Raw genomic sequence first — 24,638 nt, forward strand, 5'->3', positions numbered from 1 at the left:
AATCTTAATGTATAATGGATTAAAAAATCGAAAAGGTGTGTTAGTAATGTTTTCTGATGATTTTTGGAAACAATACAAGGAGTTTACAACTAGAATTGTAGAATCAGTTGTTCCTATAATTGAAGATGTTAGAAAAACAGTTCAGGAAAGTATAATGAATTTTCCTTCTGAGAGTTTTGTGGAATTAGGAGAAATGCTTAGAGGAATAAATGACGAAGCAATTCAATTTAAGTCTATTATTGTTGAATTAGGTTATCCGCCCCATACAGAAATTTCAATTCCTCTTATGAGAGGTATTGTGAGCGATTATAATGAGCATGGTATTGAATGTGTAAAAGAATACATAGATGAAGTTATGATCTTTAATTTCGACTACGAATTTTTAGATTTTTTATCAAGAAAATGGGAGAAGAATGAATTTGTTAAAGATCGTATTCAAGTATTAAGGAACGTGATTAAATGTCATAACCAGCAAATGTATTCAGCATCTATTCCAACTTTGCTGCCACAATTAGAAGGAATAATTGCAAAGGGTTTTAAACATGAAGGTATCTTAAGTGGTAATCACCAAAAGATATACTTAAAAAACCTATTAATTGACCCGTCAGAGAATGAAGATGCTTTTAAATTTGAGCAGGCACTTCATAACTTTTATTTGCAACATATCCTTGTTAATTTTAAACATGGAGAAGTGATTCTATCAGATGTAAGTAGACATGCAATTTTACATGGTGGAAAAGTTGATTATGGATCAGAGGCGAATTCTTTAAAAATCATACTTGCGTTTGACTTTTTGCTAGATTCTCTTAGTTCTCTTACAGAAGATGTAATTACTGATGCACATAAAGAAATAAGATCGTTGGTCAATCAAAGTAAACAGAAAAATAAGAATTAGAAATTTTACATAAATCAGACACAACTACTTTGAAAAAATACCTCCCTAAAAGAGATATAATTTTTGGGGAGGTGTTTTTATGTTGGTAAAATTTATTTCTACAGAATCCCCATTAATCATATTAGAAAAGGAGTACAATGATATTCTGCCACTACTGGAAATGATTAAGCAGAGAGCAGAAATATCCATCTTCTTAGATCAAGAAGGAGATCAAAGGGTGAACGGTCGCTTGTCTGCTTACGAGTATATTATTCAAGAAAGTGGTCAAGAGACAATTCTTATTACCATTGATACAGAATCTAATACCGTTACGAATTGAGGGTGTGCTGGCAAAGTCACTCTCTTTTTATATTAAATTATTTCATATTAAATTATTTCATATTGAAATATTTTTATAGATTTTTGGTATATACTTTGGCTAATTGGAGACAAATGATTATTAGCAACAGAGCAAGCAATCAAAAAATTAATTTAGGTGGTGTGACTAATTTGCCCAAAGCAAAAGTAAGAAATAAAAACATTACAGAGCAGAATTTAATGGGAGAGGGGAAGTTAGTCAATAATTTACCACGTGTTGAAAAAGGAAATAAAGAAACATCTAAGCAGGAAAGTGATCTTGTTATAAGAGCAAGGTCTATAAAATTAAAAAAGGTAAAAGGTACTTACGGAACTTTTATTGTTAAGGAACGGTTCATCCCAGATGACATTAGAAATACACTATACCTTTCTTTTATTGTAGGTATTTTAATAGTAATTTTTAATAAAAATTTTAATTTAATCATAATAACCTCTTGTATTCATGGTAAAATTTAACTAACAAGTAAGAGTGGATTGGGGTTGTATACTTTGAAAGGTTTAATGTCAAAGAGTAAGTTATCTGAAAGTTTAGGATGGTCAGAAGCAAACGGTCGGAGATGGGTTAAGCAATTTAAAGAGTATATTCCTTTGTGAAAGAAGGAAAAAAGTTTATTACACTCCTGAATCTTTTAAGATTTTGGCATTAATTAAGAAATTAAGTGAAAATGGATTAACCAGTATAGATATCTTAGAAATATTTAAGTCAAACGGTATACCTAGAGATGATGAATTAGACAATGTTATTGAAAAATTTAATAATAGTAAATCTTTAAACCAGTACGATAAAGAAGTCATTGAATCTATACCTTTTCCAAAGGATATTATTATTCCACTGTTATCTCTTATAAAAGATAGAAAACCATACACTTCCTCAATGATGAATGAAGTTGTTGCTAATTACTTCCCTTACTGATGACCAAAAGACAGTTCCTTCCATAAATAATAGGGAAAGTGTTTTTCATATAGAATGAGAGATACCCGATATAGACTAAAAAACAAGGATATATAGATGAAGTTAGTAAATATACATATCAAATAACTGATATCGGTTTAAAGTTACTAAGTGATAATTCCGAGGATATCGAAGACGAGATTGAAGAATTAGATAAGGTAGTAAATCCTTATGATGTTATTTTGGAGCAGGTAAAGGAAATTGAAGGTGAACTAATAGAAAATATTATTGAATATTTAAATAAAGCCCATTGGAGAAGACTAGAAACAATTGTAGTCGAATTATTAACAACAATGGGGTATGGTGATGGGGAAGTAACTGGAAAAACTAATGATGGTGGTTTTGATGGAATTATAAAAGAAGATAGATTAGGATTAGACAACATTTATGTTCAAGCAAAAAGATGGGGAAAACCAGTTGGAAGTCCAGATGTACAGGGTTTTGCAGGTGCTTTAATTGGCAAAGGTGCAAGAAAAGGAATATTTATTACTACGTCTTCCTTTACAAAAAGTGCAAGAGATTTTGCTGATAAATTAGAATCAATGAAAATTATCTTAATTGATGGTACTCAACTAGCAAAATTAATGATAGAAAACAATATAGGAGTTAGTAGTAAAAAGAAATTAATAATTAAAGAAGTTGATTTTTCATATTTCGAAGGGGAATAAAAGGAATTTTCTCCTTTGTGTCGAAATATTTTTCTGAAGAGGAGGAGATATATATATGGGCTTTGATGATTTAGCAAAGGAAAATCAACAAATTGATCAGGACAGAGAAGAAAAAATTCTTTATTAAGAGAAATTAAAAGTAGATTGTCCTTGTATAATGAGCAAGTTAATAAATATGAAAATTTACCACAGTATGTTGAAAATTTAAATCAAATCTTTAATCGAACGGTTAGTGAGTTTTCTAATTTCTTCAGGGAAAAGGTTTTACTGTTAATCAAAATCAGGATGAGGTACTAGTAAAGTTAGTCAATCTTGATCTGACAATTAGGTTTAATCTCAATCGTACTGACAAAACCATAACTCTATTTTGTATAGAAAAGGATATGGTAAGTTTTCATACAATATTTTTATTAAAGAAGGTAATGAATTTCATAAGAATTCAGGAATTTTCCTATTGTATAATGATGAATTACATATTTCTAATTCAAAAGAAAGAAGATATTTCATATCTTAAATCAGAAGTAGAAACTATTGAATTAGATATAACAAAACTTAGGAATAGGACAAACCCTGATTTCTCAATTGATTTTGTTTTATACTGGGAAGATAAAGAGTCAGAACATCTTTCTATTATAGAAATCTTAGAAAAAATTGAAGAAGAACACTTCAGTTAAACTCCCCTGATTGGGGAGTTTTTTATTGAATGAAAGGGTGATTATATGAATAACTTACAACGTTTAGAAATGGAAACAAAGATTAAATTGTCACAAGATGAATTTATCATTTATTTGCAAGAAAATGATTTACTGCCATTTACAGAATACAATCCCCAATCAGCCACTAATAAAAAGAATATCTATTGTGCTGCATTGTCTATTCTTGAATCTATTGCTAATAATCCCGCAACTATGAAGTCATACAAAATGGATGATATGACTGTTTCTGATTTTCATGAGAATTTAATGAATCGTATTGATCAGTTAGAACGGAAAATTAGAACATTGAAAACGGATGAACAGTTGCAGAATGAATCAAGTTTCTTTGTGTTATTCGGTGATTAGAAAGGAGGTTTACAAATGTTTAGCAATGCCTTCCAAGAAATATTAAATGAAACAGGTCAAACAGTTTTAATAAATGATTTAGAGAGAATTGTGATTGTTACTAATCCACCTTTAAGTGAATATGAGGAAAGAAATATTCATAGCATTGAACGTGTCTCACAAGGCGATGTGGTGACGTTAGACTTTGAGAAGTATTTAGTAATTACTGAATCCATTAGTAAGCGTTCAGCAAAGTATAAAGCCTTAATTAGACATTGTAATGTAATGATTGAAATTAAGAATTATGAAAAAGTAAAAATTGGAGAAACGGAATTTGGAGTATATGAGTATGTATATACTTATTCAGATTATATTCCTTCTATCATAGATAAAAATCTTTCTCAATAGATAGTTCTCTTTGCAATTAGAGTACCTGATAATCAGATTATTGTAGTGGTTCAGGATAATGAATTGAGTAGGAATAGGTTTAAAGTAAATGATACTTTTACCTTTCAAGGAAGTTATAAAGTTTTACATAGTGATTTTACTAAAAGGGGATTAATGATATTAACTTGTGAAATGGTTGCTTAAAACTTCTCTCTTGAAAATTACTATTGATGATAGTAATATGGTACATGTGGTTCGTAGGCGAGTCCATTGGGTACTTTTTCATAAGACCGAGTGATACATGTTTAAGAACCTTGATAACATTACACTTTACGGGGCTGATTGGGGTGCTGGTGCCCTCCACGGTCTTCAAAACCGCTTGTGACCTGCGTGCCAGGTCAGCTGGGTTCGATTCCCAGGCGGTCCCGCCAACTATACATAGTTAACCCCACAGTAAATTTTTACTAGTGCGGTTTTTTCTCGATGTCCATAGGAATGTAGTAGAACAATTTTAACTAGGGTTTCGTAGGTGATGTTTTTATTAAAATGCTGTGTTAAAGCCAAGGTCAATGTTGATTTAAAGCACCTGCTGATTGGAGCAGAGGGCACTGGACTATCCTGCAGGCTCACCGGGCGCCCCGGGGAAAGTAAGTGCCTTGTGCGGACATCAGCAGTCTAATTTAATATAACTAAAAAAAGATTATGGTTATGGGTTTTGAAAGTTTGATCAGGGTTTACTTTTTTCTTTTTCTAAAAACCTTTTAAGAGCTGTTTTATTTTGTTCTAAGTCTACTTTTAAGACTTCTCCAATTTCTTCATGACGTTCATTTGAAAAACTGCCATCTTCAGGGATTCGGATTGTTTGTATTTCTCCACTTTTATTGCTCAAAATGTCTTTTCCAATCGTCAAGAGTGTGGCAGTGTCAATGTCTGTATCGATGTATTTATTTAATAGTCCTAATAGATCAGGAAGCTTTGTGACGCTATGTAGATTTACGGCTTCATCTTTTAATTTTGAGATGACTTCTTGCTGTCTTTGCACCCGGCCGAAGTCACTTAAACGATCTTGACGGAATCGAACATATCCTAACAGTTCTTTACCATGAAGTTGTTGCTTCCCCTCCTCTAACGTCATTCCGATGCCATCAGACATCTCATATGGTATGTCTACTTCAATTCCATCGGGAACAAGGAGGTCGACAGCTTTTTCGAATCCTTTGAAGTCGACAATCGCATAATGATGAATATCCAGACCAAAATTTAATTGGATGGTCTTCCTTAATAATTCAGGTCCTCCAAATGAATAAGCAGTATTTAATTTATGCTTTCCATGTTCAGGTATGGATACATACATATCACGCATAAGCGACATAAGTTTTACCTCATGAGTTTTGGGATTATAGTGTGCTACCATTATTGTATCGGTTCTAGCTTGTTTTTCTCCCCTGGAGTCACTTCCCAGTAAAAGGACATTTACAGCGTCCATTTTACTTTTCTCCCCTTGAAACGAATGAGTTGCTTCAACTTTTTTAAATGGTTGATTAACCTTTTTTACCGTTCCTTCTATATACTGAAATATAGTAAAAAGACCAACCAAAAAGATACTTAATAGAAGAATGGCGGCAGATACTCTCATCCATCTTATCCTTCTTCTCTTTCTTATTCTTGCCATACTTGCACCACCTAGGCTGAATAATAATCAACATAATCAATAAATCAAATTAAATAATGGGAGTCTCTTCAGTTTCTGATAGGGGCAATTAGAAACTGAAGGGGTTCCATCTTTCTAGCTTGAAGTAATTATTATTCCATAATTACATTTCATTTTTTGATATATTATATTACATTTGTTTAAAATTCTGTTTACATTAGTTTCGTTTTACCCAAGGGAAGTGTGAAAACAAGATAATAGGGGAATGGATAGGGTTTTTAGTTATTGTGAGATTTAAAGGTTTTATTCACCTCATTTTCTATAGGATACTTGTAAACAGTCCTTTAATAATCCTTTAATAGAAATAAGTAATGTTGAAATGTGTAACTGATTAATTTTCTTTGGCAATCCCTGGTGGTGCCATACTTGGTGCCCAAATTTTTAAAATTTGAAATCACGAGGTAACATTAGAAAGCTAGAAACCTTGATTTATCAGTACCTAAAAAGGGGGGACATCAAGGTGTTAGAAAAACAGATGCTAGCAAAACCGCTTGTACCTGCGTGCCAGGTCAGCTAGGTTTAATTCCCAGACGGTCCCGCCCAATATACATATTATTACAGCGCAGTGTGGATGCTGTGCGGTTTTTGTGTACTTTCACTTTCCTCGCTTAAGGTATAAAAAGAATAAATATTAGAAAAGATGTTTCCGCATTCTACACATGTTGAGTGCATTTCACAGTTAGTTTTAAAAAATGATTGAGGGGGATTATAACCCCTCAATCTGTGCAAACTTGTAGTAAATCTTTACATTTTTATTTTCATTAACTTCAATCTTTTCAACAAATCGTAATAACATCTCGGTTGATAAAGTATTGAAGTTTAAAGACTCTCTTAGCTGTTCTAAGATAGAGGAGATCTTAATAGCTGCTTGTTTGTCAACAATAGCTTTTTTAATCTCAGCTTTTTCTATTTCTAATTGCTGTAACTTTTCCTGAACCATAGTAACAAAGTCATCATAGTCCTGTTTTGAAATATCCTCAGAAATAAACTTCTTTAAAGCATAACGCTTTAACTCTTTCTGTTTTTGGACTTGTTTCTCAATGGACTGTAATCTTAACTCATTCTGTTTAGCGGTGGCTTTTACTTTTTTCTCAATCTTGCTTTCTAAGTTAGGCTGTTCTAAGTCATCAGCCATCTTTTTTAAATCTTCAAGAATTATTTCTTTTAACAGTTGCTCTTTAATCACATGACTAGAACATGCTTTCTTACCATGTTTGGCATAAGAGCCACAAATATAACCCTTTCGATTTATTCTGTAGTGCATGGATTTACCGCAGTCAGAGCAATAAGCAATATTGGTAAAGAGGTGTTTTTGCTTTCTAGTACCGCCCCGACCTCTTTTGGCTTTTTGTTCAAGCAGCTTTTGTACTTGTTCAAACACATCTCTTGAAATGATAGGCTCGTGTGCTTCAGAAATGGTTATCCATTCATTTTGGTCATTTACCTTACGAGTCTTATTTGTCACGTTCATAGTGGTTTCTCTGCCCTGTACAAGGTCTCCTACATAGTGGGGGTTCTTTAATATCTTCTTAACAGTAGAACCTTGCCAATACAATCCAGCATTAGCTTTCCCTACAACTTGTGATGGCGTTGGAATATCTCTATTGGTGAGGTATCTTGCTATTTTGTCATGTCCCCAACCTTCTAAATACTTGTCAAAGATGTCACGTACAATATCTACGCTGTAATCATCTCTAGGTAGTAGCTTTCCCTTATGAAGGTTATAACCATAAGGAGCAATGCTCCCCATGAATTTGCCGCTCTTGTATTTCATTAGAAAAACAGACTTTATACGGTCACTAATTCGTTGACTTTCGCTTTCATATATCCAAGCATATAGACCGAACATAGCTTGTTTGGAAAAGTCCTGTGTATCAACCTTACCATCTAAAGTAATTAATCTAACTCCTTTATTATCAGCAACTCGCCTTAGTTGATAAAGTAATTCCACATTGCGACCTAATCTGCTTAACTCCTTAGCTATAATAATATCAAAATCCTTGTTTTCAGCGTCTCGTATGAGTTTTTTTAACCCCTCACGATTGTCCGTAGTACCCGTTTGAACATCTGTATAGAATTCATGTAGGTCATAGTGGTTTTCCTCGATGTAGTTTAAGATCATGTGTTTTTGATTTTCAGGTGACTCCTTTTGTCCCTCATTGTTAGTTGATACTCGTATGTAACCTGCTATTTTCATTTTTGTCGCCCTCCAGTATTTAAGGCGACTATATCTACTTGTCTATCATTGTAAGCGGCAGATACAATCTTTTCAATTTCTTTCTCCAAGTGATGTATGACCAATGACTTGAAGTCTTGTGTGCCTGTAAAAACTCGTTGGATTTCCATGCTTATCGCTCCTTTCGGAATAACAATCGTTCCGTGTAAGGGATTAGTTGCGATAAATAAACAATAATTTGAGACTGTAATTAAGGAATCTAAGAATGGAAATCCATATTTTACAATTACAACTTAATTTGTTGAAGTAAATCACTCATACCTATACCTAGTGCTAAGCAAATTTTATGTAAAGAAATAACTGTTAATGTTTTTTCTCCTCTTTCTACAAGACCAATAAAATTATGATGTAAACCTGACTCCTCAGCTAAAATTGCTTGAGTAAAGCCGTTTCTTTCCCTCTCAATTCGAATTGCTTCCCCAATTATTAATTTAAGCCTTCTTTCTTGTTCCTTATCCATAAAATCACCTCTAAAGTAATTATAAGAAATTTTATGAAAACACACTATAGTGTGTTTATTTTTGTTTGAGGAGAATTTATAATGTAATTAGTTACCAATTATCAAGGCTACTGCCCCTCAGCAGTCAGCTAATGAAAAATTTGAGAGGAGAATGCAATATGCAAAAAATTAAATTTAAGGTAGAAAGTTTAAGGAAAATTCCAAATCCATATGGTATTTTTATGGATGATACTAAGAAAAAGGCACCAGAAATGATCTTTGCTATTGTGGATGTAAGAGAGCTTCCTGAAAAAATTCCTACAAAGACCAATCCACGTGAGCAAAATATGAGAACGAAAGTCGCTGGACGTATAAAAGATGGTTTATTATCAGATCATTCTCCATTCTTTATATTAAACAGAGGTATTTTATTATCAGCCAAAGATGTAAAGTTTGATAATGCAAACTCAGAATTAACTATATTCATAGAAGATGAGACTGTTCACGGAAATGTTGATGGTGGACATACTTATAGAACAATCCTTGATTACCGTGATAGACTAGGTGCCGATACAAAGCAATTTGTTAGAATTGAAATTCTTACAGGTATTGAAGATATTTTCGAAGACGTTGCTGCAGCAAGGAATACCTCAGTTCAAGTTCAAGATAAAGCAATTGCAGAACTAAAACAAAAGTTTAATATGATCAAAGAGTCAATTGAGAGTGAGCCGTTTAAGGATAATATAGCGTATAGAGAAAATGAAGATAAGGATATTGATGTTGCTGATATTTTAACTCTTCTATATATGTTTAATTTGGAGAAGCATGACAATCGTGAAAAAATGGCTGTAAGTGCTTATAGTTCTAAACAAACTTGTGTTAAGGATTATACAACCTCTTATGATAAGTATGAAGACAATGTTGAAAGTAATCCCTATTACAAAATGAAAAATGTAATGACTGATATATTTAAATTATATGATCTAGTGGAAACTAGCATGGCAAGAAAGTACCGTGAAGTTAATAGCGGAGGTATCTACGGAAGAGTAAAAGGTGTTGAGGTCCCAAAATCGGAGACTAAATTTAAATCTAAGTTTTACAAAAAGAACATGGATCACCGTACGCCTAAAGGCTTCTTGTATCCTATAGTAGGGGCTTTCCGTGCACTGCTGGCTGAAAAAGATGGAGTTTACTATTGGAAAGCAGATCCAATGGAGTATTTTGAAGAAATTGGAAAAAACCTCGTAGGTGATACTGTGGAAAGAAGCAGAACATTGGGTAATAACCCAAATGCTGTTGGTAAAGATACAGGAACATGGAAACAATTATATAACAATGTCTTGACACAATACCTTCTTAACCAAGCAGAGTAATTATTTATAAAAAGTAAGAGAACGTCGTTAATTAGCGGCGTTCCTTTTGAGTGTAATAAACCCAATCTTTGAGGGGTTATTCAACACTTGTTAAGAAGATTTTTTCTTTAAATCCTCCACTTTCATCTGCCTTTTGTTTTTGTTTTCTAATTGTTTCAAATTCCTCTAAAGAGACACCCTTTGCTTCTACTATTACATAATAACTTCAACTATATTGGCTAATTCATTTAAGTCTTCATTGCTATCAACATATTCCTTCATTTCTTCAATTAAGTTAGAGAAGCAAGCCTTTGGTGACGTTGTACCTCGGTTTCATACAGTTAACAATATTGCTATTCCTGTTAAGTTTTATGAATATATTAACAATGAGAATAGACTTGTTATCAATGACAACCTATTTGAGACTTTTGAAAAAGATGATAATACCGCTTTTCTTTCTAATGAATTGTATTCAAGGTGGGATCTCCTAGAAGCTTCTTTCGAAATAAAACGTGAAAACAGTGTGCAGGAAAACAATATCAGAAGGATCTACCTTGCAAAGGGTCATGAGCGAAGAGATATAACTCATACAAGACCTGTATTAAACGGATACCAAAACGGAGTATGCTTTTACTGTGGGGAAAAAATGAATGAAAATGATATACATGTTGACCATGTGATACCTAGACAAATGGTTTACCATGACGAGATATGGAATTTAGTTTTAAGCCATACGTTTTGCAACTTACAAAAGAATGACTCACTACCAAGTATAAATTATATAGAGAAGTTAATAGTACGAAATGAGCATTTTATTATAAATAACCACCCAATAAAAAATAAGTTAATTGACCAACTAGGTAAAACACCACAACAAAGAAGAAAGTATATTATGAAAGTATACGAAGACGCAAAATTGTAATTAGCTATACATGGGAAGGGATAAGAGGTTATAATCCAGAGACAGATAGCTTCTACAAAACTTTTATTAGAAGTATTAGCAAGTAAGAGGTGCTTTTTATCTATCTTATTTATCTTTAGAATAATTATTAATAATTTAAGTATTTATAAAATAAGTATGTATTGTCTTCTGATTTAAAAGAACCCACTCTAATACGGAAGATACTACTCTATATATGGAATTAACTACTTCCAATATAACAACTACTAGTTCTAGATTAGAGAACTATACTACGATTTGAAGGGGATACTACTTCCATATAAAAAAGGCTCAATATTTGAGCCATTTAATTTAGAAAGGAAGTTTCCTTCCACTAGTATGAAAACAAGCTTTACTTTGTACCTGTACAGGAACAGGTACAACTTCACCCAAATTAACCTTTGTTAATTCTTGTAAATACAAAAGGTACTCATCGGTAGTACACCTGACATTTTCCTCATTAGCCTTAAGCAAGGGAATGTTTTCTGCTTTATCCCTCTTCTGTGGAATAAAGTTTTCTTTGAAATGTCTATACTTTTCAGATCTAATGACTTCTTTAATAATATTCCATACATTAAGATCTAATTGATTTGCATTTTTGATAAACTGAAAAGTTGCTTCACTTAGTGCGATACACGGTACTTCATTAAGTGGTTTTAAATAATATCGATTGTTTTTTCCAGGAACCTTTCTTCTGCTAATAAGTCCCTTTTCTTGAAGTCCCTTTAATGTTTCATTGGTTTTCCCGTCTCCTCTGTTCAATACAAATTTAATATATTCCCAAGATGGATATGAGTAACCGTTATTATCATTAAAGTTTTTTAGAATAAAGGTGTATAATGTCTTTTCATCCGTTGTCAAATCATAGCACATGGTGATACAATCGGCTACTTGTGTAAATCCTTTATTAGTTGTATTAAATGGTATTGATCTAATTACTTCTTCTTTCTTATTAATATTCATTCTAGCTTCCTCCTCATTATTGAATACATAATAGTAATCGCTCTAAGGAGGAAATAAGTTGCGATTTTAAATATATATTATTTATCTATGGGTACAAGAGCGTAGAAATAACTCATGTTACTTTAGTTTGATCCTCTAAAGGGTGTATTTCCTTTCATTATGACGTACAATTAGGTTTATTTTATTAGACACTGGTAAACCAATGCCTACTATTTTATCCTTAAAAAGGTCGTACCTGAATAAATTAAATTTCTTTTACAGAAATTATAATGTACTTTAGGACATCCATTTTAAAGCTATAAATACAAATAGCAGAGTGATCTACGCTACTATAGGTGTTTATTGAATAATAATTTTTCAATAAAACCATTAGAATACGTTATTTCTTTTGTTTTACTGTTGAACATTCCTTTAGCTTTATGAATTATTCTATGGTGGGAGGGGCAAAGGATCATAATATTTTGTGGCGAATTATTTTGTGTTAACGAGAACTCTTCAATATGATGTCCCTCTACAACTGATACTCCATAAGTATTTTTGCTGCCTTCTCCACAAATTTGGCACTTATTATCATACTTATCCTTTAATTCATCGATGATTTTTTTATTGTACTTCCTTACCTTTTTTATGCCTTCTTTAACTTCAATAGAGGCGGAGTCATCTAGACTATTAATATAAGAGGAAAATTGTTCATCAGTCATATCGACAATTGAATTTTCAAGTTCTCTTTCACCTTTGTTAGAAATTTCGCTTTTGAATTGTTCCATAGTTTTTTTAGTTTTTACTAGATAGGAACTCAATTGCATTTTCTACAGTTCTAAATTCATCTAAAATTTTATTTAAGGAATTAGTATTTATATTACTAAATCCTTGAGGGGTAAAGTTCCGTTTATAACCAAAAAATGCGGAGAAATCTTCTTTATCAATTTCTATTTCTTTTAAGTTTTTAATGAAGTAGACATATTCCCATGTCTCACCATCTTTTCTTTCACCCCATACCGCTCTTCCTAATAGACGATTATGAGTCTTTCCGAATACTTGACCAAAGTAATAAAATTTCCCTTGAGAATATGCAAGTATAAAATCATTTGGTTTGAGATTGCCCCATCTAGTGACATTGCTTTTTCCTGGAGTTGCTCCCCACATATAGACCTCATCGAGTGAATTATTATTTTTAAGTAACTCAAGTACCTCATTATCTAAAAGATGATGGAGATTTTTAATAGGGTATGCATTTTTAATGGTATCTTCTAAGTGTACTTGTGCGTCTTTATCACTCGCAGTAAAATAATAAAGCATTTTTATTAATCCACCTCACTAAATTGTAAGTAGTCTCTAAAGTAATTTTCGGTTCCTTTGTGAAGGAAATAAACATAGCACCATTTTTTCCATGAATAAGTAAGACTCTATATATATATTCTTAAGTAACTTAAGAACGGTTTCGAGTGATTGGATTGGATTTTTGTTGTTAGTCAGTGTAATAAACCTAGATCCTTCCCTTATTAGCCAAACGTTGTTAGTACTATCTTCAGCATTCATAACCCATCGAACATGAGAGTAATCTTTTTCAGTTTCATCGTCATATCTTAATTCTTTTTTTGGAATTCTTTTCCAAGGATCAGAAAAGCTTCCAATTTGAATATCCAATAAACACCTAAACTTTTTTTCATCTTTAGCATTTTTTTATACTTGACTAACAGATCCTTTAAAAGTTCATTCATTATCATTCACCAAGTTCTGTGTATTTTTGTTTGTTCCAAAGCTTTATCGATAGGATATTTCTTTTCATTTTTAGCTAGTTTATCTAAAATGATCTCTTCAATATCCAGATTAAGTTCATTGGCTAATAAAATACTGTATATTAATGTGTCCGCTAATTCTTCTCTAATATTATTTATATTTTGCTTCACAGACTCTTCACTATCTTTCCATTGGAAGTTTTCAAGCAGCTCACTAGCCTCCAAACTTAATGAAATTGCCAAGTCTTTAGGATTATGAAATTGTCCCCAATTTCTTTCATCCCTAAATTTTACTACTTTCTTTTTAATATCCTCCATCATTAGACCTCTTTCCAATAAATTCTATATAGGTATATTAACATATCGGTTTTAAAGTATGACGTACAAACATATTTGATAAAATATGGAATAGGAGAATGCCCAATACTTTAATTATCACTATATAAAAGAATTTAATCGATACTGGGTTGTTCTATTAAACCTAGTATCCTATCGTGAGATTAAATTTATAGCTGGTAATGAATATTCCATAAAACTGTGGCTGGTTTTGTCAGATTATACAGATTTTTGTGGTATGATATATTCAGGAAGTATTTTACATTTGTGAAGGAGTTAAAAATGCTTTTTCGGAGCTATATAGTGTAGTAAGGAGTAAAATGAAACATGGTTTGACCCTATTTTAGATGTTGACACTAAATTATTTATCGATCCTTTTCTGTTATTTAGTTTTTCAGAAGGACACTTTAAAAATGCACATTCTAAAATAATTCAGTTTTTTAATGAGGCATTTATATTGGCAGCAAAGAGTAGTGGAGTACCTTCAAGCTTATCTTACAAAAAGCTAATATCAATGCTTACTTTTCCAGAGGTTGAGGAAATTTGTCTAGGTTACACAAATAAAAGTACTGGGGGTTCAGGTGGTGGAGAGGGCTTTTCTCACTCTATAGCTGCAGCACTAATAAAATCTATTAGAGTTGGAATTAAAGAGATTAATCATTTTGAAGAAATTGGCATACTCGAGAAAGGTATTGGACGTGATAGAATAAGTGATATTTGTGCAAATATTATTAAAGAAGAATTAATTATGTATACTCAAGATATTTGCTCTAAACATGAAATACCACTTAAGCAATTTAAGGTTAAAAATTCAAGGTTTAATTTCGAATTTAAGAGATGGGAAAATAATATTGTTTCTCTTCCTTTAAATCCAACTAATAACAAACCCATTTTATTGGTACCTGAAAACGTATTAAGAGAGCTTCCTAGTATTAACGCAGATGGGTTCCTTGATTGGGCTTGGTCAAATGAGAATGAAATCTTGAGAACTGATTTTAATTTTGAAGTCAAAAGCAAAATTAATAAAGAAGACATTATGAAGGTTGCTTCTAATAGGGTTGACTTATTGGAAAGGTATGTGAATTATGTAGAAAGTAAAGGTTCATTACCTTACGATATAGATAAGGATCCAAGCGGAATTTATAAATGGTATGAACAATCTCAAAAAATTCAACAACTGCAACCTTTAGAACTCCCAATTCCTAAAAATTCTGTTGAGTTAGCTGCCTTGGTTAAATTACTGATCGAAAGTTTCATTTCGTTTATAATCAACAACTCAGGTTATAAACTATTGTGGAATGAAACACCTCTAACACCAAAGAGAGAAGAAGCTTCTCAATTATTATTCTTTGGGTTAGTTAAGGAACACTGTAAGGCAAATAATATTGATTTTTCTAGGGAAGTCAATCAAGGAAGAGGCCCTGTAGACTTCAAATTTTCAAGTGGATACCAAGATAGAGTTTTAATTGAAGTAAAAAGGGCAAGTAGTTCTAAATTAAAACAAGGTCTGCATAGTCAATTACCCCAGTATCTAGATAGTGAAGATATTCAAATTGGCTACTATGTTGTTATTGTACAAAAAGAGGAAGAGTACAAAAAAATTAGTGGTCTTAAAGGGAAGCAAAAAATTAAGTGAAGAGTTAGATAAGTTTATTGATGTCTTTGTAATAGACGCAATATATGATAAACCCTCGGCTTCTAACATTAAATAAATATAAATACAGTTTGGTATATAAAATATATTTTTAAGAGGTCTTATGAGCATTTAAATAAGGCTTCTTTTATTGTATTAAAGTGGAAATTAATTAATGGCGGTATTTTATACTGATTAGTCAAATAGTAATATTTGACAATAAATCTATTGATATAGTAATCTAAATCTACGAGTAATATATTATGGGAATTTCTCTGCACAATTAATTTGCCAATGCGGCGGTAGAAAGTTTGCGTGTTTGTTACGTGTCAACGTATCCCACGCCCAACATCAAAATCACTCACTTTTCATACGTGAGCAGAGTTTTTTGTTTAATGGTAAGAGTTGATTTGGTTCATTTCCCAATCTTCCTAAAATGTGAGCAGAGGGGGGCTTAGGCCTCTACAAAATAGGAGGAAACGATAAGATGAAACATAATACTCGTATGAACCGATTTGAAGCAAAGAGAAAGAAATGTACAATCTTATCCATCTTTAAGACTGTACTAACATGGATTGGTTATTATACCGCTTTTCAACTTCTCTTAAATATTCTAGCAATTAGCTTAAATGTAATTTCAAATTTATTTATGCAATTGCATGATTTGATAGTCTTTATCAACTCTTACCTCAATTATTATTTACGGAGTATAAAGGATGAATTATTCAGCGTCTAAACTCTTCGGAGTAACAAATAAAAAATATTTATCTGAATTACTATCAATTGATATTAATGAGTTGAAGAATATAGAAAAATTTTACAAGGTATCTCCGTTTACTAAAATAATAAATGGAAAAGAAAGAATACTATATAATCCTTCTTTTAAATATAAAAAGTCTTAAATACAATAAATTTATACTTACAACAAATTTCCCCTAGTTACGTATTTGGTGGCATAAAGGACGTAACTATGTAATGAATGCCTCCCTCCACAAAGACAATTCTAATTTCCTATTGTTAGATTTAAAGGACTTTTTCCATCAACCAGAGATTATTATGTTTATAATTTTTAAGAATAAGTTACAAATGTCGACCGATATAGCAAAAATTTGCACATTGCTTACAACTGTAAAAGTAGGAGTAGATATTCAAAATAGAAATTTACCACAGGGATTTTACAAGCCCATATCTTAGCTTTCTTTGTTACTATGATATGTATAATACTATCTATAAAATATCTAATTATAAACAGATTACATTCTCTTGTTATTATGATGATCTGACATTGTCTTCTTCTAACTTTATTAGTAAAGGATTTAAAAGAAATATAGTTAAAGTAATAAAAGATCATGGTTTAGTAGTAAATGATAACAAGTCAAAATTACTTTTTAATAAGCATGGCATAAAAATAACTGGTACGGTTGTTAAGGAGAATACATTATTGTCTCCAAATAAAACTCAATTAAAAATGTATAATCACTTTGATAAGCTAATGGATCTTTACTCAACAGATCCTTATCAGAAAATTGAAATTTTAAATCTTTGTAATAAAGTTAATGGTTTACTTACAGCTATGAAGATTGTTGAGTCTAATAGGATTTGTCTTACATACAAAATAAAGTGAAAGAAATAAGAAAAGCAATATAATTACCAGATCACATAAATAAAAGGGTTTGTATTCTCAATAGAATCGAAAGTATTAGCAATATAAATCTATTATCAAATGTAGAATGGATCTAGATTAACAGGTTAGACCTTCTATTTATAGGTGAATAACTAATCTACTACATATAATTATTACCGACCTTTTGAACTAGAAAAACTATCGGTTTTAATTTGATTACTAAATTCCTTAATCCACATATAAAAAGGATTAAGCTAATATTAATTACTGAGTGGCAACAGTTGTAACGTTTTAATTGTTAGCATATTTTTATGGAATGAATAAGATATGATGTGATGTGACGTTTAAAGGATTTTCCAAATAAATGAGAAACACTAGTTAATGAACATATTTCTGGTTTTGAAATGTATTTTCTATTTTACTTTAATGTGAACAGAATAAAAGAAAAAATGGTAAACTATATATCTAGTAAAGTAGAAGAGGTGTTTAATATGTGGAAAATCCATGGTTTGTTGGTATCGGTGGTGGAATAATAAGTGGTTTATTTGTATTTTATATGACTAATTTTATATTTAATAAGATAAACAAAAAGACTATTTTAAAAGGTACATCAGAGTAATGGAAATGATCGGTTTATTAATATTCTCTATTTCCGAGGGAGAGCTTCCTCCTGAAAATACTTAATTCATTATTATCTCTCTATCAAGAAAATATAACGTTGTCGCAAGACATGAATAATATAAAGGAAATTCTTGAGGATCTGATAAGGAGATATTTGACACTAACTTTATAGCTATAGATAAAAAGGTAAGCATATCAGAGGGTCTAGAAAAAATGATTATACAAATTGAAAGTGAAGAATATAAAAAGAAAGAAGAAAAGAGAGTAGAACGGAATACATATCCAAATACTAATAAATTATCTCTATTAGTATCAACAACTGTAATGACAATGACAATTAGTGTAATGTTCGCCCTAATTTACACGAAGAACAAACAAATTAATGATTTATTAATTGATGACAATATTTCATTTATCGCATTGTTACTTGAGGTACATTAACAACCGTGGTTACACTAATGTCATTTATTTCAATCAAAATAAGTAAAGAAAAACAATCAAATGCAAATGAAATTTACAATAATACACTATTATTAAAAAACCAACAGACATGACCAAAAAGACGACGTTTGAGATTTGAATAAAGAGAAACTTAATAAATGGTTTAGTTACCTTAAGAATGTAAAGGGTAATTCTACATATTATCAAGAATACATAGATTAGAAAGACAATAAAAAACAGCCGTTTGGCTGTTTTTATTTTAATTCAAAATTCATGGAAGGGTATGCTGCTTAATGTCTTTTTCTGTAATCCCTCTTTTCTTGAGAAACTCCTCTAAAGAATTTTGATCAACACTATAGCCATATTTGGTATTACGAGAGTAATAGCCACTCTCAATGCGAGGACTACTTTTCAAAACACCCCGATTAAGAAGAGACAAAACTGCACTTTCTGTGAAAGCTATGTTGAATTGGTTTAATATCCTACTCACTCGCTCCACCGTAACCATTTAAAGATCACTCCTTAAGACTAATTTTCTAATACTTTCTTTTGTAAAGTAGATACGGTTACCTTGAAGAACTTTCTTTACATACTGTGAAGCTGACAATTCAAAGAGTCGTTGGCAAGATATTCCCAAGATTTCGGTTGCTTGAGAGAAAGTATAAAGATTATCAGTCTTTACAATCAATAGTAACCCCTCCATTTTGCAGCCATTCTAAGACAACCTCTTTGTTAAAACGTACAGACTTACCAACTTTTACACGACCAGGGATGATCCCCTCTCTTAACAACTTATAAGCAGTTTGTTCTGACATGTCGAGTAAACTAGCAAGAGACCTTACATTTAGAAACTCTTTATCCATTATTTCAAACCTCCTAGTTTAATTCTTATCCTTTGACACATGTATTATAAGAATAAAAAAACAATTTTTAACAGTTTAGCGTACAGTATATATAAATAAAAGATAGAGAGTTATAGTTCATATAATGACGTACAATTGTATATTTCAAAAAATTTTATACAGAGAAAACGAGCCATACCTAATATATAACAAAATAAACTAAATCATTCGGCACTGGGTAGGGGTAGAATTAGTAATTGGGGAAGGTTGTAACATAAATATAGAGCGGTATTTTATACCGCCCATAGGGTTAAGTAGTTATAGTCGCCTTGTATGTTTGTCTGTGAAATGTATTCAACACATGTGGAGTGTATCTCGCAGCGCATTTTAAAAGAAGGCAACTAACCCATGCGGGTGTTGCCTTTTAACGTTTCCTGCAGCGTATGAACACTTCCATTTGTCTGACACCAATAAACTGATGCGTTACAACTTAGGGGAAAAGTCACCATTTTTTCCTTATTGATAAAGTAGGAATTGACAGCTTAGATACTTTACCCGTAAAGTTGCTTATGATGCAATTTAAATTGGAGGATAACAGATGCAATTCATTAATAATTTACTTCTAGATATGGATCTAGATTCTAGATTAGTAGAATATCTTTCGATAATAATCAAGATTCTGCTAATAGGTCTTATCTGTATCGCAGCAAATTTTATTGCAAAGAAAATCGTGATCAGGATCATCACTCGTGTTGTTACAAACTCCAAAGTCAAGTGGGGTAAAATCATATTGGAAAGACAAGTTTTCCGAAAGTTATCACATATTGTTCCTGCAATCATTATTTATTCGTTTTCTTCAACTTTTCCAACCTATCAATCAATCATAGAGAAATTGGCCATTACCTATATCATTATTGTAGCATTGGTGTTTATTGAAAGCTTACTTAATGTACTTAATGATATTTATCAAACCTTTGAAATATCCAAGGTTAAGCCTATTAAAGGATATATTCAGGTGGTTAACATTATTATCATGACTCTAGGGTTCATCTTAGTAATCTCGAACCTTATTGGTGAGAGTCCTCTTATTCTATTAAGTGGTATTGGTGCTCTCTCGGCCGTTGTAATGTTAGTATTTAAGGATTCGTTATTAGGATTAGTGGCAGGAGTTCAATTGACAGCCAATGATATGGTTCGGGTTGGTGATTGGATTGAAATGCCAAAATATGGGGCAGATGGTGACGTTATTGATATTTCTTTAAATACCGTAAAGGTTCAAAATTTCGACAAAACGATTACGATGATACCCAGTTATGCTCTTATTTCCGATTCTTTTATAAACTGGAGAGGGATGCAAAGCTCAGGCGGCCGACGAATCAAGCGCCATTTGTATATAGATACCAGTAGTATCACGTTTTGCACCGAGGAAATGATCGAGAAATTTATAAAAGTTCATTACCTTTCAGACTACATTATTCAAAAGGAAAGGGAAATTACTGAGTATAATGTCAAAAATGAAATCGATCGGAACAATCCTGTGAATGGTAGAGCCCTTACCAATATCGGTGTTTTTAGGGCGTACATCAACAATTACCTCAAGAATCACAATGGAATCAATCAGAATATGACCTTAATGGTTAGACAGCTGGCGCATAGTGAACACGGGCTGCCTATAGAAATTTACGCATTTACAAATTCCGTACAGTGGGCAGTATATGAATCTGTGCAATCTGATATCTTTGACCATCTATTTGCAGTTGCACCAGAGTTTGGACTTAAAGTATTCCAGAATCCATCTGGGGCTGATTTAAGAAACATGGTAGAAGAATCGAACAACAAAGCCTTGATCGGCAAAAGAAGCTATTGAAATAATCAATCACCGAAACAAAAACAACTGTATTAAATTAACACAGTCGGTTTTTTCTAATTTAAGAGACTACCTTGGTAATCTGAACTATGCCCCAGATAGTGGACACTGATAAAAAAGTGCCCCTTTCTGGGGTTTATTGTGTTTCAATAGATTTAATGAATAGAGCGGAGGATTTTTCATGAGTAAGAATATTTATAATGAATTCCAAATGAAAGAGCCTGAAAAGAATTAGAGGTCAATCTCCTATAGTTCTAAATTTTAGATAAAAGCAGTGGCGGAATACAAAAATGGGAAAACACCATCGCAAATCTTTATTGAACAAGGCTTTTACCCCGAGATGATTGAGAAAGAACAGCCAAAACGTTGTCTTAAGCGTTGGAGAGAAACATAGCAAATTAACTACATAAAAAAGGGTGGATTTATAGACTATCCACCCATACACCAAGATTTACCTATTGTCGCATTTCTGGTTGAAATCACCAGAACTAAGGGGAGGAAAGATGCCACCCTTAGTTAATCCATTATATGCCATTTCCTGCTTTTTTATGTCCCAAAAATGTGAATCCTACGAACTTTGGTGAGTTTGAAGGCTCAAGAGGATTAATTTGGTGTAGAACGACGATGGCCAGGAACCTTAACAGTTTTATCTCCCACTTTTTTAGTGTGAGGTTTGACAGTTACCATTTTCTCGCCTTTTTGCAGATGTTGGAGGATCCACCATTCCATGCTTTATAACTCGGAAGGTTAATAAAAATTTCAAAGGTTCGATGGAGAGTGAGGATTATCCCTTGCTTTTTTTGGTTTCGAATGGTTCGGACGGTGGTTTCGAAGTTCACCATGTTCTTGTGATGAACCTGAGCTAGATGTTTGAAAGTTCAGAGGGCTTTGAAAGATTTTGGGTTGATAAGGTAAAAAGAAAATTGGAAAACAATTGATTTAAGAGGTTTATGTCATTCATAAAAACCAAAGGAGACCAAATAAACCGTTTAGATAAATGGGCGAAATATGTTACAAATATTGATTTATTAGTATTTTATTTTCTCTGGTGCCCTCCACGGTCTCCAAAACTGCTTTTGACATCCGTTCCAGGTCAGCTGCGTTCGATTCCCAGGCAGTCCGCCAAATATACACATTATTGCCGCACAGTGGGATGCGGTGCGGTTCTTTGTGCCATCCATATACTCACAATAGGTGAAATGGCATATTAAATTGATTGTTTCCGTATTCTGCTCATTGTGAGGCTTCGGCTATAATAGACTTAAGATAGTTAAATGGGTATTGTTGTAATAAAGAGCAGTGAAAAATAGGAGGAAGTAAGTTAATGGATAATAATGATATTTTAATTCGATTGAGATATGCGCTAGAAATCAAAAATAGTGAAATGGCAGAGATCTTTAATCTTGGAGGAATAGAGGTGTCTGTACCAGAGGTGGTGAAGATCCTGAAAAAGTCAGATGATGAAGAAGAGAATGACAGCCAAATAAAATTGACGAATAGTATGTTAAATTCTTTTTTGAATGGCTTTATTATCTATAAAAGAGGTAAACAAGAGCCAAAACCAGGCCTAACTAATACGCCGGACCCGTCCATAGAAAATAATACAAACATAAACAATATCCTTTTAAAGAAAACCAAAATCGCCTTGTCCTTAACAACAGAGGACATGTTAGATGTATTCAAAAAAGCTGGACTAAACGTATCAAAAGGAGAACTCGGAGCTTTTTTAAGAAAAGAAGGACATAAAAATTATAAAGTTTGCTTAGACAATTTTGCCAGAAACTTCTTAAAAGGACTAGCGATTAAATATAGGGGATAAGGAAGAAAAAAATTCGAGTAATAACATATAAATAGCCTATAAAGCAAAGCTGTCTGAGATTATTAAAAAGTGAATAGTTCATGAAATTAATTTATCTTTAGGAGTTACATAAATGGACTCCTGCCCTAATGACAAAAACGAGCCTCAAAATTGTTTGAGGAGGCTCGTTTTTGGAATATTGGTGCCTGACCCCGGCTGCGTTGATACGTTATTGCCTAAGGGGCCAGGCACCTTTTTTCATGATTTCAATTGTTTTAGTAAGATAAAAATCCTATGAAAAAACCTTCAAAATTTTATTGCAAAGGATTGGTTATTATTGTGAGTAATAAGACATATATATTAGACAGGTTATTGTCTAGGGTAGAGATGCGGAGATTCCCTGTGATCAATAAATTGCATGACACTTCTTTGTGATGCAGTTATTGTTCATGGGTTTTTTTATGAAAAAATGGATATTAAGGGGGAAATGGCATGAAGGTTAAGTTTTTATCATTCGTTTTAGTTTTACTGGTTGTCCTTGCCGGATGCAGCAGTGACACTGAAGTGGGAGAAACGGCTGAGATTGATTTCTGGTTCCCGGTTGCGGTTGGCGGGGATGTAGCGAACATTGTTGATGGAATTGTAGAAGAATTCGAGAAAGAAAATCCTGACATCAAGGTCAATGCGAAGTATGGCGGCAGTTATGCTGAAACGATGACACAGGTGATGGCGTCAGCGCAGGGAGGAAATCCGCCTGAACTTGCTGTTTTATTCTCAATCGATCTATTCACTTTACTTGAGAACGACCTGATCGAGGAAGTGACACCTTTGTTTGACGAAGAGTACTTAAATGATTTTTACGATGGATTCATGGCGAATTCTTCTATCGGAGATAAGGTATACAGCTTGCCATTCCAGCGCAGCACAATTGTCCTATACTACAACAAGGACGCATTCAAAGAAGCCGGACTGGACCCGGAAGCTCCACCTGAAAACTGGGATCAGCTGGTGGAATACGGGAAGAAGCTGACGAAAAATGGCGGTAAGGACCAATGGGGTCTTGAAATCCCGAGTACTGGATACCAGTACTGGATGTTCCAGGCTTTAGCACTTCAGACTGAAGACAACATCATGTCTGAAGATGGAAAGAAAGTGTATTTCAACGCACCATACGCAAAAGAAGCGATGGATTACTGGTTGTCCCTTGGAAAAGAGCATAAGATCATGCCGGAGGGTGTCATTGAATGGGCGACAGTTCCTTCTGACTTTTTGAGCGGAAAAACAGCGATGATGTACCACACGACAGGCAATCTGACAAATGTGAAGAACAATGCAGACTTTGATTTCGGTGTTTCATTCCTGCCGGCAAATAATCAGTATGGATCCCCGACTGGAGGAGGAAACATCTACTTGTTCAAAGATCTTCCCGAAGCTAACAAGGAAGCTGCGATCAAGTTCATGAAATTTCTTACAGAACCTGAGCGTGTAGCTCAGTGGTCTATCGATACAGGATATGTCGCCACTAGAGAATCTGCTTATGAAACGGACTTGTTGAAAAAGTATGTAGAGGAATTCCCGCCTGCACTTGTTGCCCGCGAGCAATTGGAATATGCGGATAGCGAATTGGCAACTTACCAAAATGGTGAGGTGCAGAAAATTTTCAATGATCATATTCAATCGATCTTGACTGGCCAAAGCTCAGTTGACGAAGGATTGGAAAAAGCTCAGGAGAAAGCAGAAGAAGTGCTGAAGCCTTTTCAGTAATAAAGCTGCAGCAGTGGACTGAATGGAGTGGAG

General features: G+C 32.9%; 25 protein-coding genes, 1 tRNA gene and 1 pseudogene. 17 read left to right on the plus strand and 10 right to left on the minus strand.

The features are described from left to right. The first annotated feature begins 7 nt into the window (after positions 1–7). The 9 genes from IRB79_RS11415 (at position 8) to IRB79_RS11455 (ending at position 4,730) form a co-directional block, all read left to right on the plus strand. Positions 8–895, plus strand: a complete 888-nt coding sequence (locus IRB79_RS11415) for a hypothetical protein (protein WP_243508524.1) — start codon at positions 8–10, stop codon at positions 893–895. Positions 896–974: 79 nt separating this feature from the next. Continuing rightward, positions 975–1,214, plus strand: coding sequence for a hypothetical protein (locus IRB79_RS11420; RefSeq protein WP_243508525.1), 240 nt, complete (start codon positions 975–977; stop codon positions 1,212–1,214). 113 nt (positions 1,215–1,327) lie between these two features. Continuing rightward, positions 1,328–1,708: a hypothetical protein gene (locus IRB79_RS11425; protein ID WP_243508526.1), complete on the plus strand. Its 381-nt coding sequence runs from the start codon at positions 1,328–1,330 to the stop codon at positions 1,706–1,708. A gap of 181 nt (positions 1,709–1,889) precedes the next feature. Then, positions 1,890–2,165 (plus strand): hypothetical protein, encoded by a 276-nt coding sequence (locus IRB79_RS11430; protein WP_243508527.1) that lies wholly within the window; start codon positions 1,890–1,892, stop codon positions 2,163–2,165. A 221-nt stretch (positions 2,166–2,386) separates the two neighbouring features. Further along, complete coding sequence (locus tag IRB79_RS11435; RefSeq protein ID WP_243508528.1) at positions 2,387–2,872, plus strand: restriction endonuclease; 486 nt, start codon at positions 2,387–2,389, stop codon at positions 2,870–2,872. Between the two features lie 422 nt (positions 2,873–3,294). Further along, entirely contained in the window at positions 3,295–3,546 is a 252-nt protein-coding gene (locus IRB79_RS11440; protein ID WP_243508529.1) for a hypothetical protein, read from the plus strand. Positions 3,547–3,591: 45 nt separating this feature from the next. Then, positions 3,592–3,933 (plus strand): hypothetical protein, encoded by a 342-nt coding sequence (locus tag IRB79_RS11445; protein ID WP_243508530.1) that lies wholly within the window; start codon positions 3,592–3,594, stop codon positions 3,931–3,933. A 15-nt stretch (positions 3,934–3,948) separates the two neighbouring features. Continuing rightward, positions 3,949–4,320, plus strand: a complete 372-nt coding sequence (locus IRB79_RS11450; RefSeq protein WP_243508531.1) for a hypothetical protein — start codon at positions 3,949–3,951, stop codon at positions 4,318–4,320. Between the two features lie 313 nt (positions 4,321–4,633). Then, positions 4,634–4,730: transfer RNA gene (locus tag IRB79_RS11455), tRNA-Sec, on the plus strand. 296 nt (positions 4,731–5,026) lie between these two features. Here the strand turns inward: IRB79_RS11455 and IRB79_RS11460 are convergent. The 4 genes from IRB79_RS11460 to IRB79_RS11475 form a co-directional block, all read right to left on the minus strand. Next, positions 5,027–5,971: an LCP family protein gene (locus tag IRB79_RS11460; RefSeq protein ID WP_243508532.1), complete on the minus strand. Its 945-nt coding sequence runs from the start codon at positions 5,969–5,971 to the stop codon at positions 5,027–5,029. A 745-nt stretch (positions 5,972–6,716) separates the two neighbouring features. Next, positions 6,717–8,207: a recombinase family protein gene (locus tag IRB79_RS11465; RefSeq protein ID WP_243508533.1), complete on the minus strand. Its 1,491-nt coding sequence runs from the start codon at positions 8,205–8,207 to the stop codon at positions 6,717–6,719. Next, positions 8,204–8,356, minus strand: a complete 153-nt coding sequence (locus IRB79_RS11470) for a hypothetical protein (RefSeq protein ID WP_243508534.1) — start codon at positions 8,354–8,356, stop codon at positions 8,204–8,206. Before IRB79_RS11470 ends, IRB79_RS11465 begins: the two co-directional genes overlap by 4 nt. 116 nt (positions 8,357–8,472) lie before the next feature. Beyond that, the gene (locus IRB79_RS11475) at positions 8,473–8,706 is read right to left on the minus strand and encodes a helix-turn-helix domain-containing protein (protein ID WP_243508535.1); all 234 of its coding nucleotides are present in this window, start codon (positions 8,704–8,706) and stop codon (positions 8,473–8,475) included. 158 nt (positions 8,707–8,864) lie between these two features. Between IRB79_RS11475 and IRB79_RS11480 the strand changes: the two genes are divergently transcribed. Both IRB79_RS11480 and IRB79_RS11485 read left to right on the plus strand, forming a co-directional pair. Beyond that, positions 8,865–10,058 (plus strand): AIPR family protein, encoded by a 1,194-nt coding sequence (locus IRB79_RS11480; protein WP_243508536.1) that lies wholly within the window; start codon positions 8,865–8,867, stop codon positions 10,056–10,058. Between the two features lie 238 nt (positions 10,059–10,296). Beyond that, positions 10,297–10,959 carry an HNH endonuclease gene (locus IRB79_RS11485; RefSeq protein ID WP_243508537.1) on the plus strand — a complete coding sequence of 221 codons (663 nt, stop codon included), beginning with the start codon at positions 10,297–10,299 and terminating at the stop codon, positions 10,957–10,959. Between the two features lie 330 nt (positions 10,960–11,289). Here IRB79_RS11485 and IRB79_RS11490 read toward each other — a convergent pair whose 3' ends face one another. The 4 genes and pseudogenes from IRB79_RS11490 to IRB79_RS11505 form a co-directional block, all read right to left on the minus strand. Then, a complete protein-coding gene (locus IRB79_RS11490) occupies positions 11,290–11,940 on the minus strand; it encodes a hypothetical protein (protein WP_243508538.1) in 651 nt (216 codons plus the stop codon). 329 nt (positions 11,941–12,269) lie between these two features. Continuing rightward, positions 12,270–12,707 carry an HNH endonuclease signature motif containing protein gene (locus tag IRB79_RS11495; protein ID WP_243508539.1) on the minus strand — a complete coding sequence of 146 codons (438 nt, stop codon included), beginning with the start codon at positions 12,705–12,707 and terminating at the stop codon, positions 12,270–12,272. A 7-nt stretch (positions 12,708–12,714) separates the two neighbouring features. After that, positions 12,715–13,239: a hypothetical protein gene (locus IRB79_RS11500; protein WP_243508540.1), complete on the minus strand. Its 525-nt coding sequence runs from the start codon at positions 13,237–13,239 to the stop codon at positions 12,715–12,717. 424 nt (positions 13,240–13,663) lie between these two features. Beyond that, positions 13,664–13,997: pseudogene (locus tag IRB79_RS11505) on the minus strand (nucleotide pyrophosphohydrolase). A gap of 475 nt (positions 13,998–14,472) precedes the next feature. On the opposite strand from IRB79_RS11505, the gene IRB79_RS11510 reads away from it, so the two are divergent. The 3 genes from IRB79_RS11510 (at position 14,473) to IRB79_RS28025 (ending at position 17,891) form a co-directional block, all read left to right on the plus strand. Continuing rightward, positions 14,473–15,651 carry a hypothetical protein gene (locus IRB79_RS11510; RefSeq protein WP_243508542.1) on the plus strand — a complete coding sequence of 393 codons (1,179 nt, stop codon included), beginning with the start codon at positions 14,473–14,475 and terminating at the stop codon, positions 15,649–15,651. 1,282 nt (positions 15,652–16,933) lie between these two features. Beyond that, positions 16,934–17,272: an RNA-dependent RNA polymerase family protein gene (locus IRB79_RS11515; RefSeq protein ID WP_347815352.1), complete on the plus strand. Its 339-nt coding sequence runs from the start codon at positions 16,934–16,936 to the stop codon at positions 17,270–17,272. A gap of 493 nt (positions 17,273–17,765) precedes the next feature. After that, on the plus strand, positions 17,766–17,891 hold the full coding sequence (locus tag IRB79_RS28025) for a hypothetical protein (protein WP_279401057.1): 126 nt from the start codon (positions 17,766–17,768) through the stop codon (positions 17,889–17,891). A gap of 714 nt (positions 17,892–18,605) precedes the next feature. On the opposite strand, the gene IRB79_RS11520 is transcribed toward IRB79_RS28025, so the two are convergent. Then, a complete protein-coding gene (locus IRB79_RS11520; protein ID WP_243508544.1) occupies positions 18,606–18,842 on the minus strand; it encodes a hypothetical protein in 237 nt (78 codons plus the stop codon). A gap of 163 nt (positions 18,843–19,005) precedes the next feature. Then, positions 19,006–19,197: a helix-turn-helix transcriptional regulator gene (locus tag IRB79_RS11525; RefSeq protein WP_243508545.1), complete on the minus strand. Its 192-nt coding sequence runs from the start codon at positions 19,195–19,197 to the stop codon at positions 19,006–19,008. 577 nt (positions 19,198–19,774) lie between these two features. Here IRB79_RS11525 and IRB79_RS11530 point away from each other — a divergent pair. The 3 genes from IRB79_RS11530 to IRB79_RS11540 all read left to right on the plus strand — a co-directional run bounded on the left by IRB79_RS11530 (position 19,775) and on the right by IRB79_RS11540 (position 24,605). Further along, positions 19,775–21,043 (plus strand): mechanosensitive ion channel family protein, encoded by a 1,269-nt coding sequence (locus tag IRB79_RS11530; RefSeq protein ID WP_243508546.1) that lies wholly within the window; start codon positions 19,775–19,777, stop codon positions 21,041–21,043. Between the two features lie 1,324 nt (positions 21,044–22,367). After that, complete coding sequence (locus tag IRB79_RS11535; protein WP_243508547.1) at positions 22,368–22,862, plus strand: YehS family protein; 495 nt, start codon at positions 22,368–22,370, stop codon at positions 22,860–22,862. A gap of 471 nt (positions 22,863–23,333) precedes the next feature. After that, positions 23,334–24,605, plus strand: coding sequence for an ABC transporter substrate-binding protein (locus IRB79_RS11540; RefSeq protein WP_243508548.1), 1,272 nt, complete (start codon positions 23,334–23,336; stop codon positions 24,603–24,605). Positions 24,606–24,638 lie beyond the last annotated feature (33 nt).

It is taken from the genome of Cytobacillus oceanisediminis, from assembly GCF_022811925.1.
Taxonomy (GTDB): domain Bacteria; phylum Bacillota; class Bacilli; order Bacillales; family Cytobacillaceae; genus Cytobacillus; species Cytobacillus oceanisediminis_D.

What these genes read in the sequence shown, in the direction of transcription:
- IRB79_RS11450 (WP_243508531.1), top strand. Translation starts at nt 3,949, where the DNA reads ATGTTTAGCAATGCCTTCCAAGAAATATTAAATGAAACAGGTCAAACA.
- IRB79_RS11500 (WP_243508540.1), bottom strand. Translation starts at nt 13,239, where the DNA reads ATGCTTTATTATTTTACTGCGAGTGATAAAGACGCACAAGTACACTTA.
- IRB79_RS11525 (WP_243508545.1), bottom strand. Translation starts at nt 19,197, where the DNA reads ATGGATAAAGAGTTTCTAAATGTAAGGTCTCTTGCTAGTTTACTCGAC.
- IRB79_RS11530 (WP_243508546.1), top strand. Translation starts at nt 19,775, where the DNA reads ATGCAATTCATTAATAATTTACTTCTAGATATGGATCTAGATTCTAGA.
- IRB79_RS11470 (WP_243508534.1), bottom strand. Translation starts at nt 8,356, where the DNA reads ATGGAAATCCAACGAGTTTTTACAGGCACACAAGACTTCAAGTCATTG.
- IRB79_RS11495 (WP_243508539.1), bottom strand. Translation starts at nt 12,707, where the DNA reads ATGGAACAATTCAAAAGCGAAATTTCTAACAAAGGTGAAAGAGAACTT.
- IRB79_RS11460 (WP_243508532.1), bottom strand. Translation starts at nt 5,971, where the DNA reads ATGGCAAGAATAAGAAAGAGAAGAAGGATAAGATGGATGAGAGTATCT.
- IRB79_RS11535 (WP_243508547.1), top strand. Translation starts at nt 22,368, where the DNA reads ATGGATAATAATGATATTTTAATTCGATTGAGATATGCGCTAGAAATC.
- IRB79_RS11475 (WP_243508535.1), bottom strand. Translation starts at nt 8,706, where the DNA reads ATGGATAAGGAACAAGAAAGAAGGCTTAAATTAATAATTGGGGAAGCA.
- IRB79_RS11465 (WP_243508533.1), bottom strand. Translation starts at nt 8,207, where the DNA reads ATGAAAATAGCAGGTTACATACGAGTATCAACTAACAATGAGGGACAA.
- IRB79_RS11415 (WP_243508524.1), top strand. Translation starts at nt 8, where the DNA reads ATGTATAATGGATTAAAAAATCGAAAAGGTGTGTTAGTAATGTTTTCT.
- IRB79_RS11420 (WP_243508525.1), top strand. Translation starts at nt 975, where the DNA reads ATGTTGGTAAAATTTATTTCTACAGAATCCCCATTAATCATATTAGAA.
- IRB79_RS11540 (WP_243508548.1), top strand. Translation starts at nt 23,334, where the DNA reads ATGAAGGTTAAGTTTTTATCATTCGTTTTAGTTTTACTGGTTGTCCTT.
- IRB79_RS11520 (WP_243508544.1), bottom strand. Translation starts at nt 18,842, where the DNA reads ATGGTTACGGTGGAGCGAGTGAGTAGGATATTAAACCAATTCAACATA.
- IRB79_RS11480 (WP_243508536.1), top strand. Translation starts at nt 8,865, where the DNA reads ATGCAAAAAATTAAATTTAAGGTAGAAAGTTTAAGGAAAATTCCAAAT.
- IRB79_RS11445 (WP_243508530.1), top strand. Translation starts at nt 3,592, where the DNA reads ATGAATAACTTACAACGTTTAGAAATGGAAACAAAGATTAAATTGTCA.
- IRB79_RS11425 (WP_243508526.1), top strand. Translation starts at nt 1,328, where the DNA reads ATGATTATTAGCAACAGAGCAAGCAATCAAAAAATTAATTTAGGTGGT.
- IRB79_RS11440 (WP_243508529.1), top strand. Translation starts at nt 3,295, where the DNA reads ATGAATTTCATAAGAATTCAGGAATTTTCCTATTGTATAATGATGAAT.
- IRB79_RS11490 (WP_243508538.1), bottom strand. Translation starts at nt 11,940, where the DNA reads ATGAATATTAATAAGAAAGAAGAAGTAATTAGATCAATACCATTTAAT.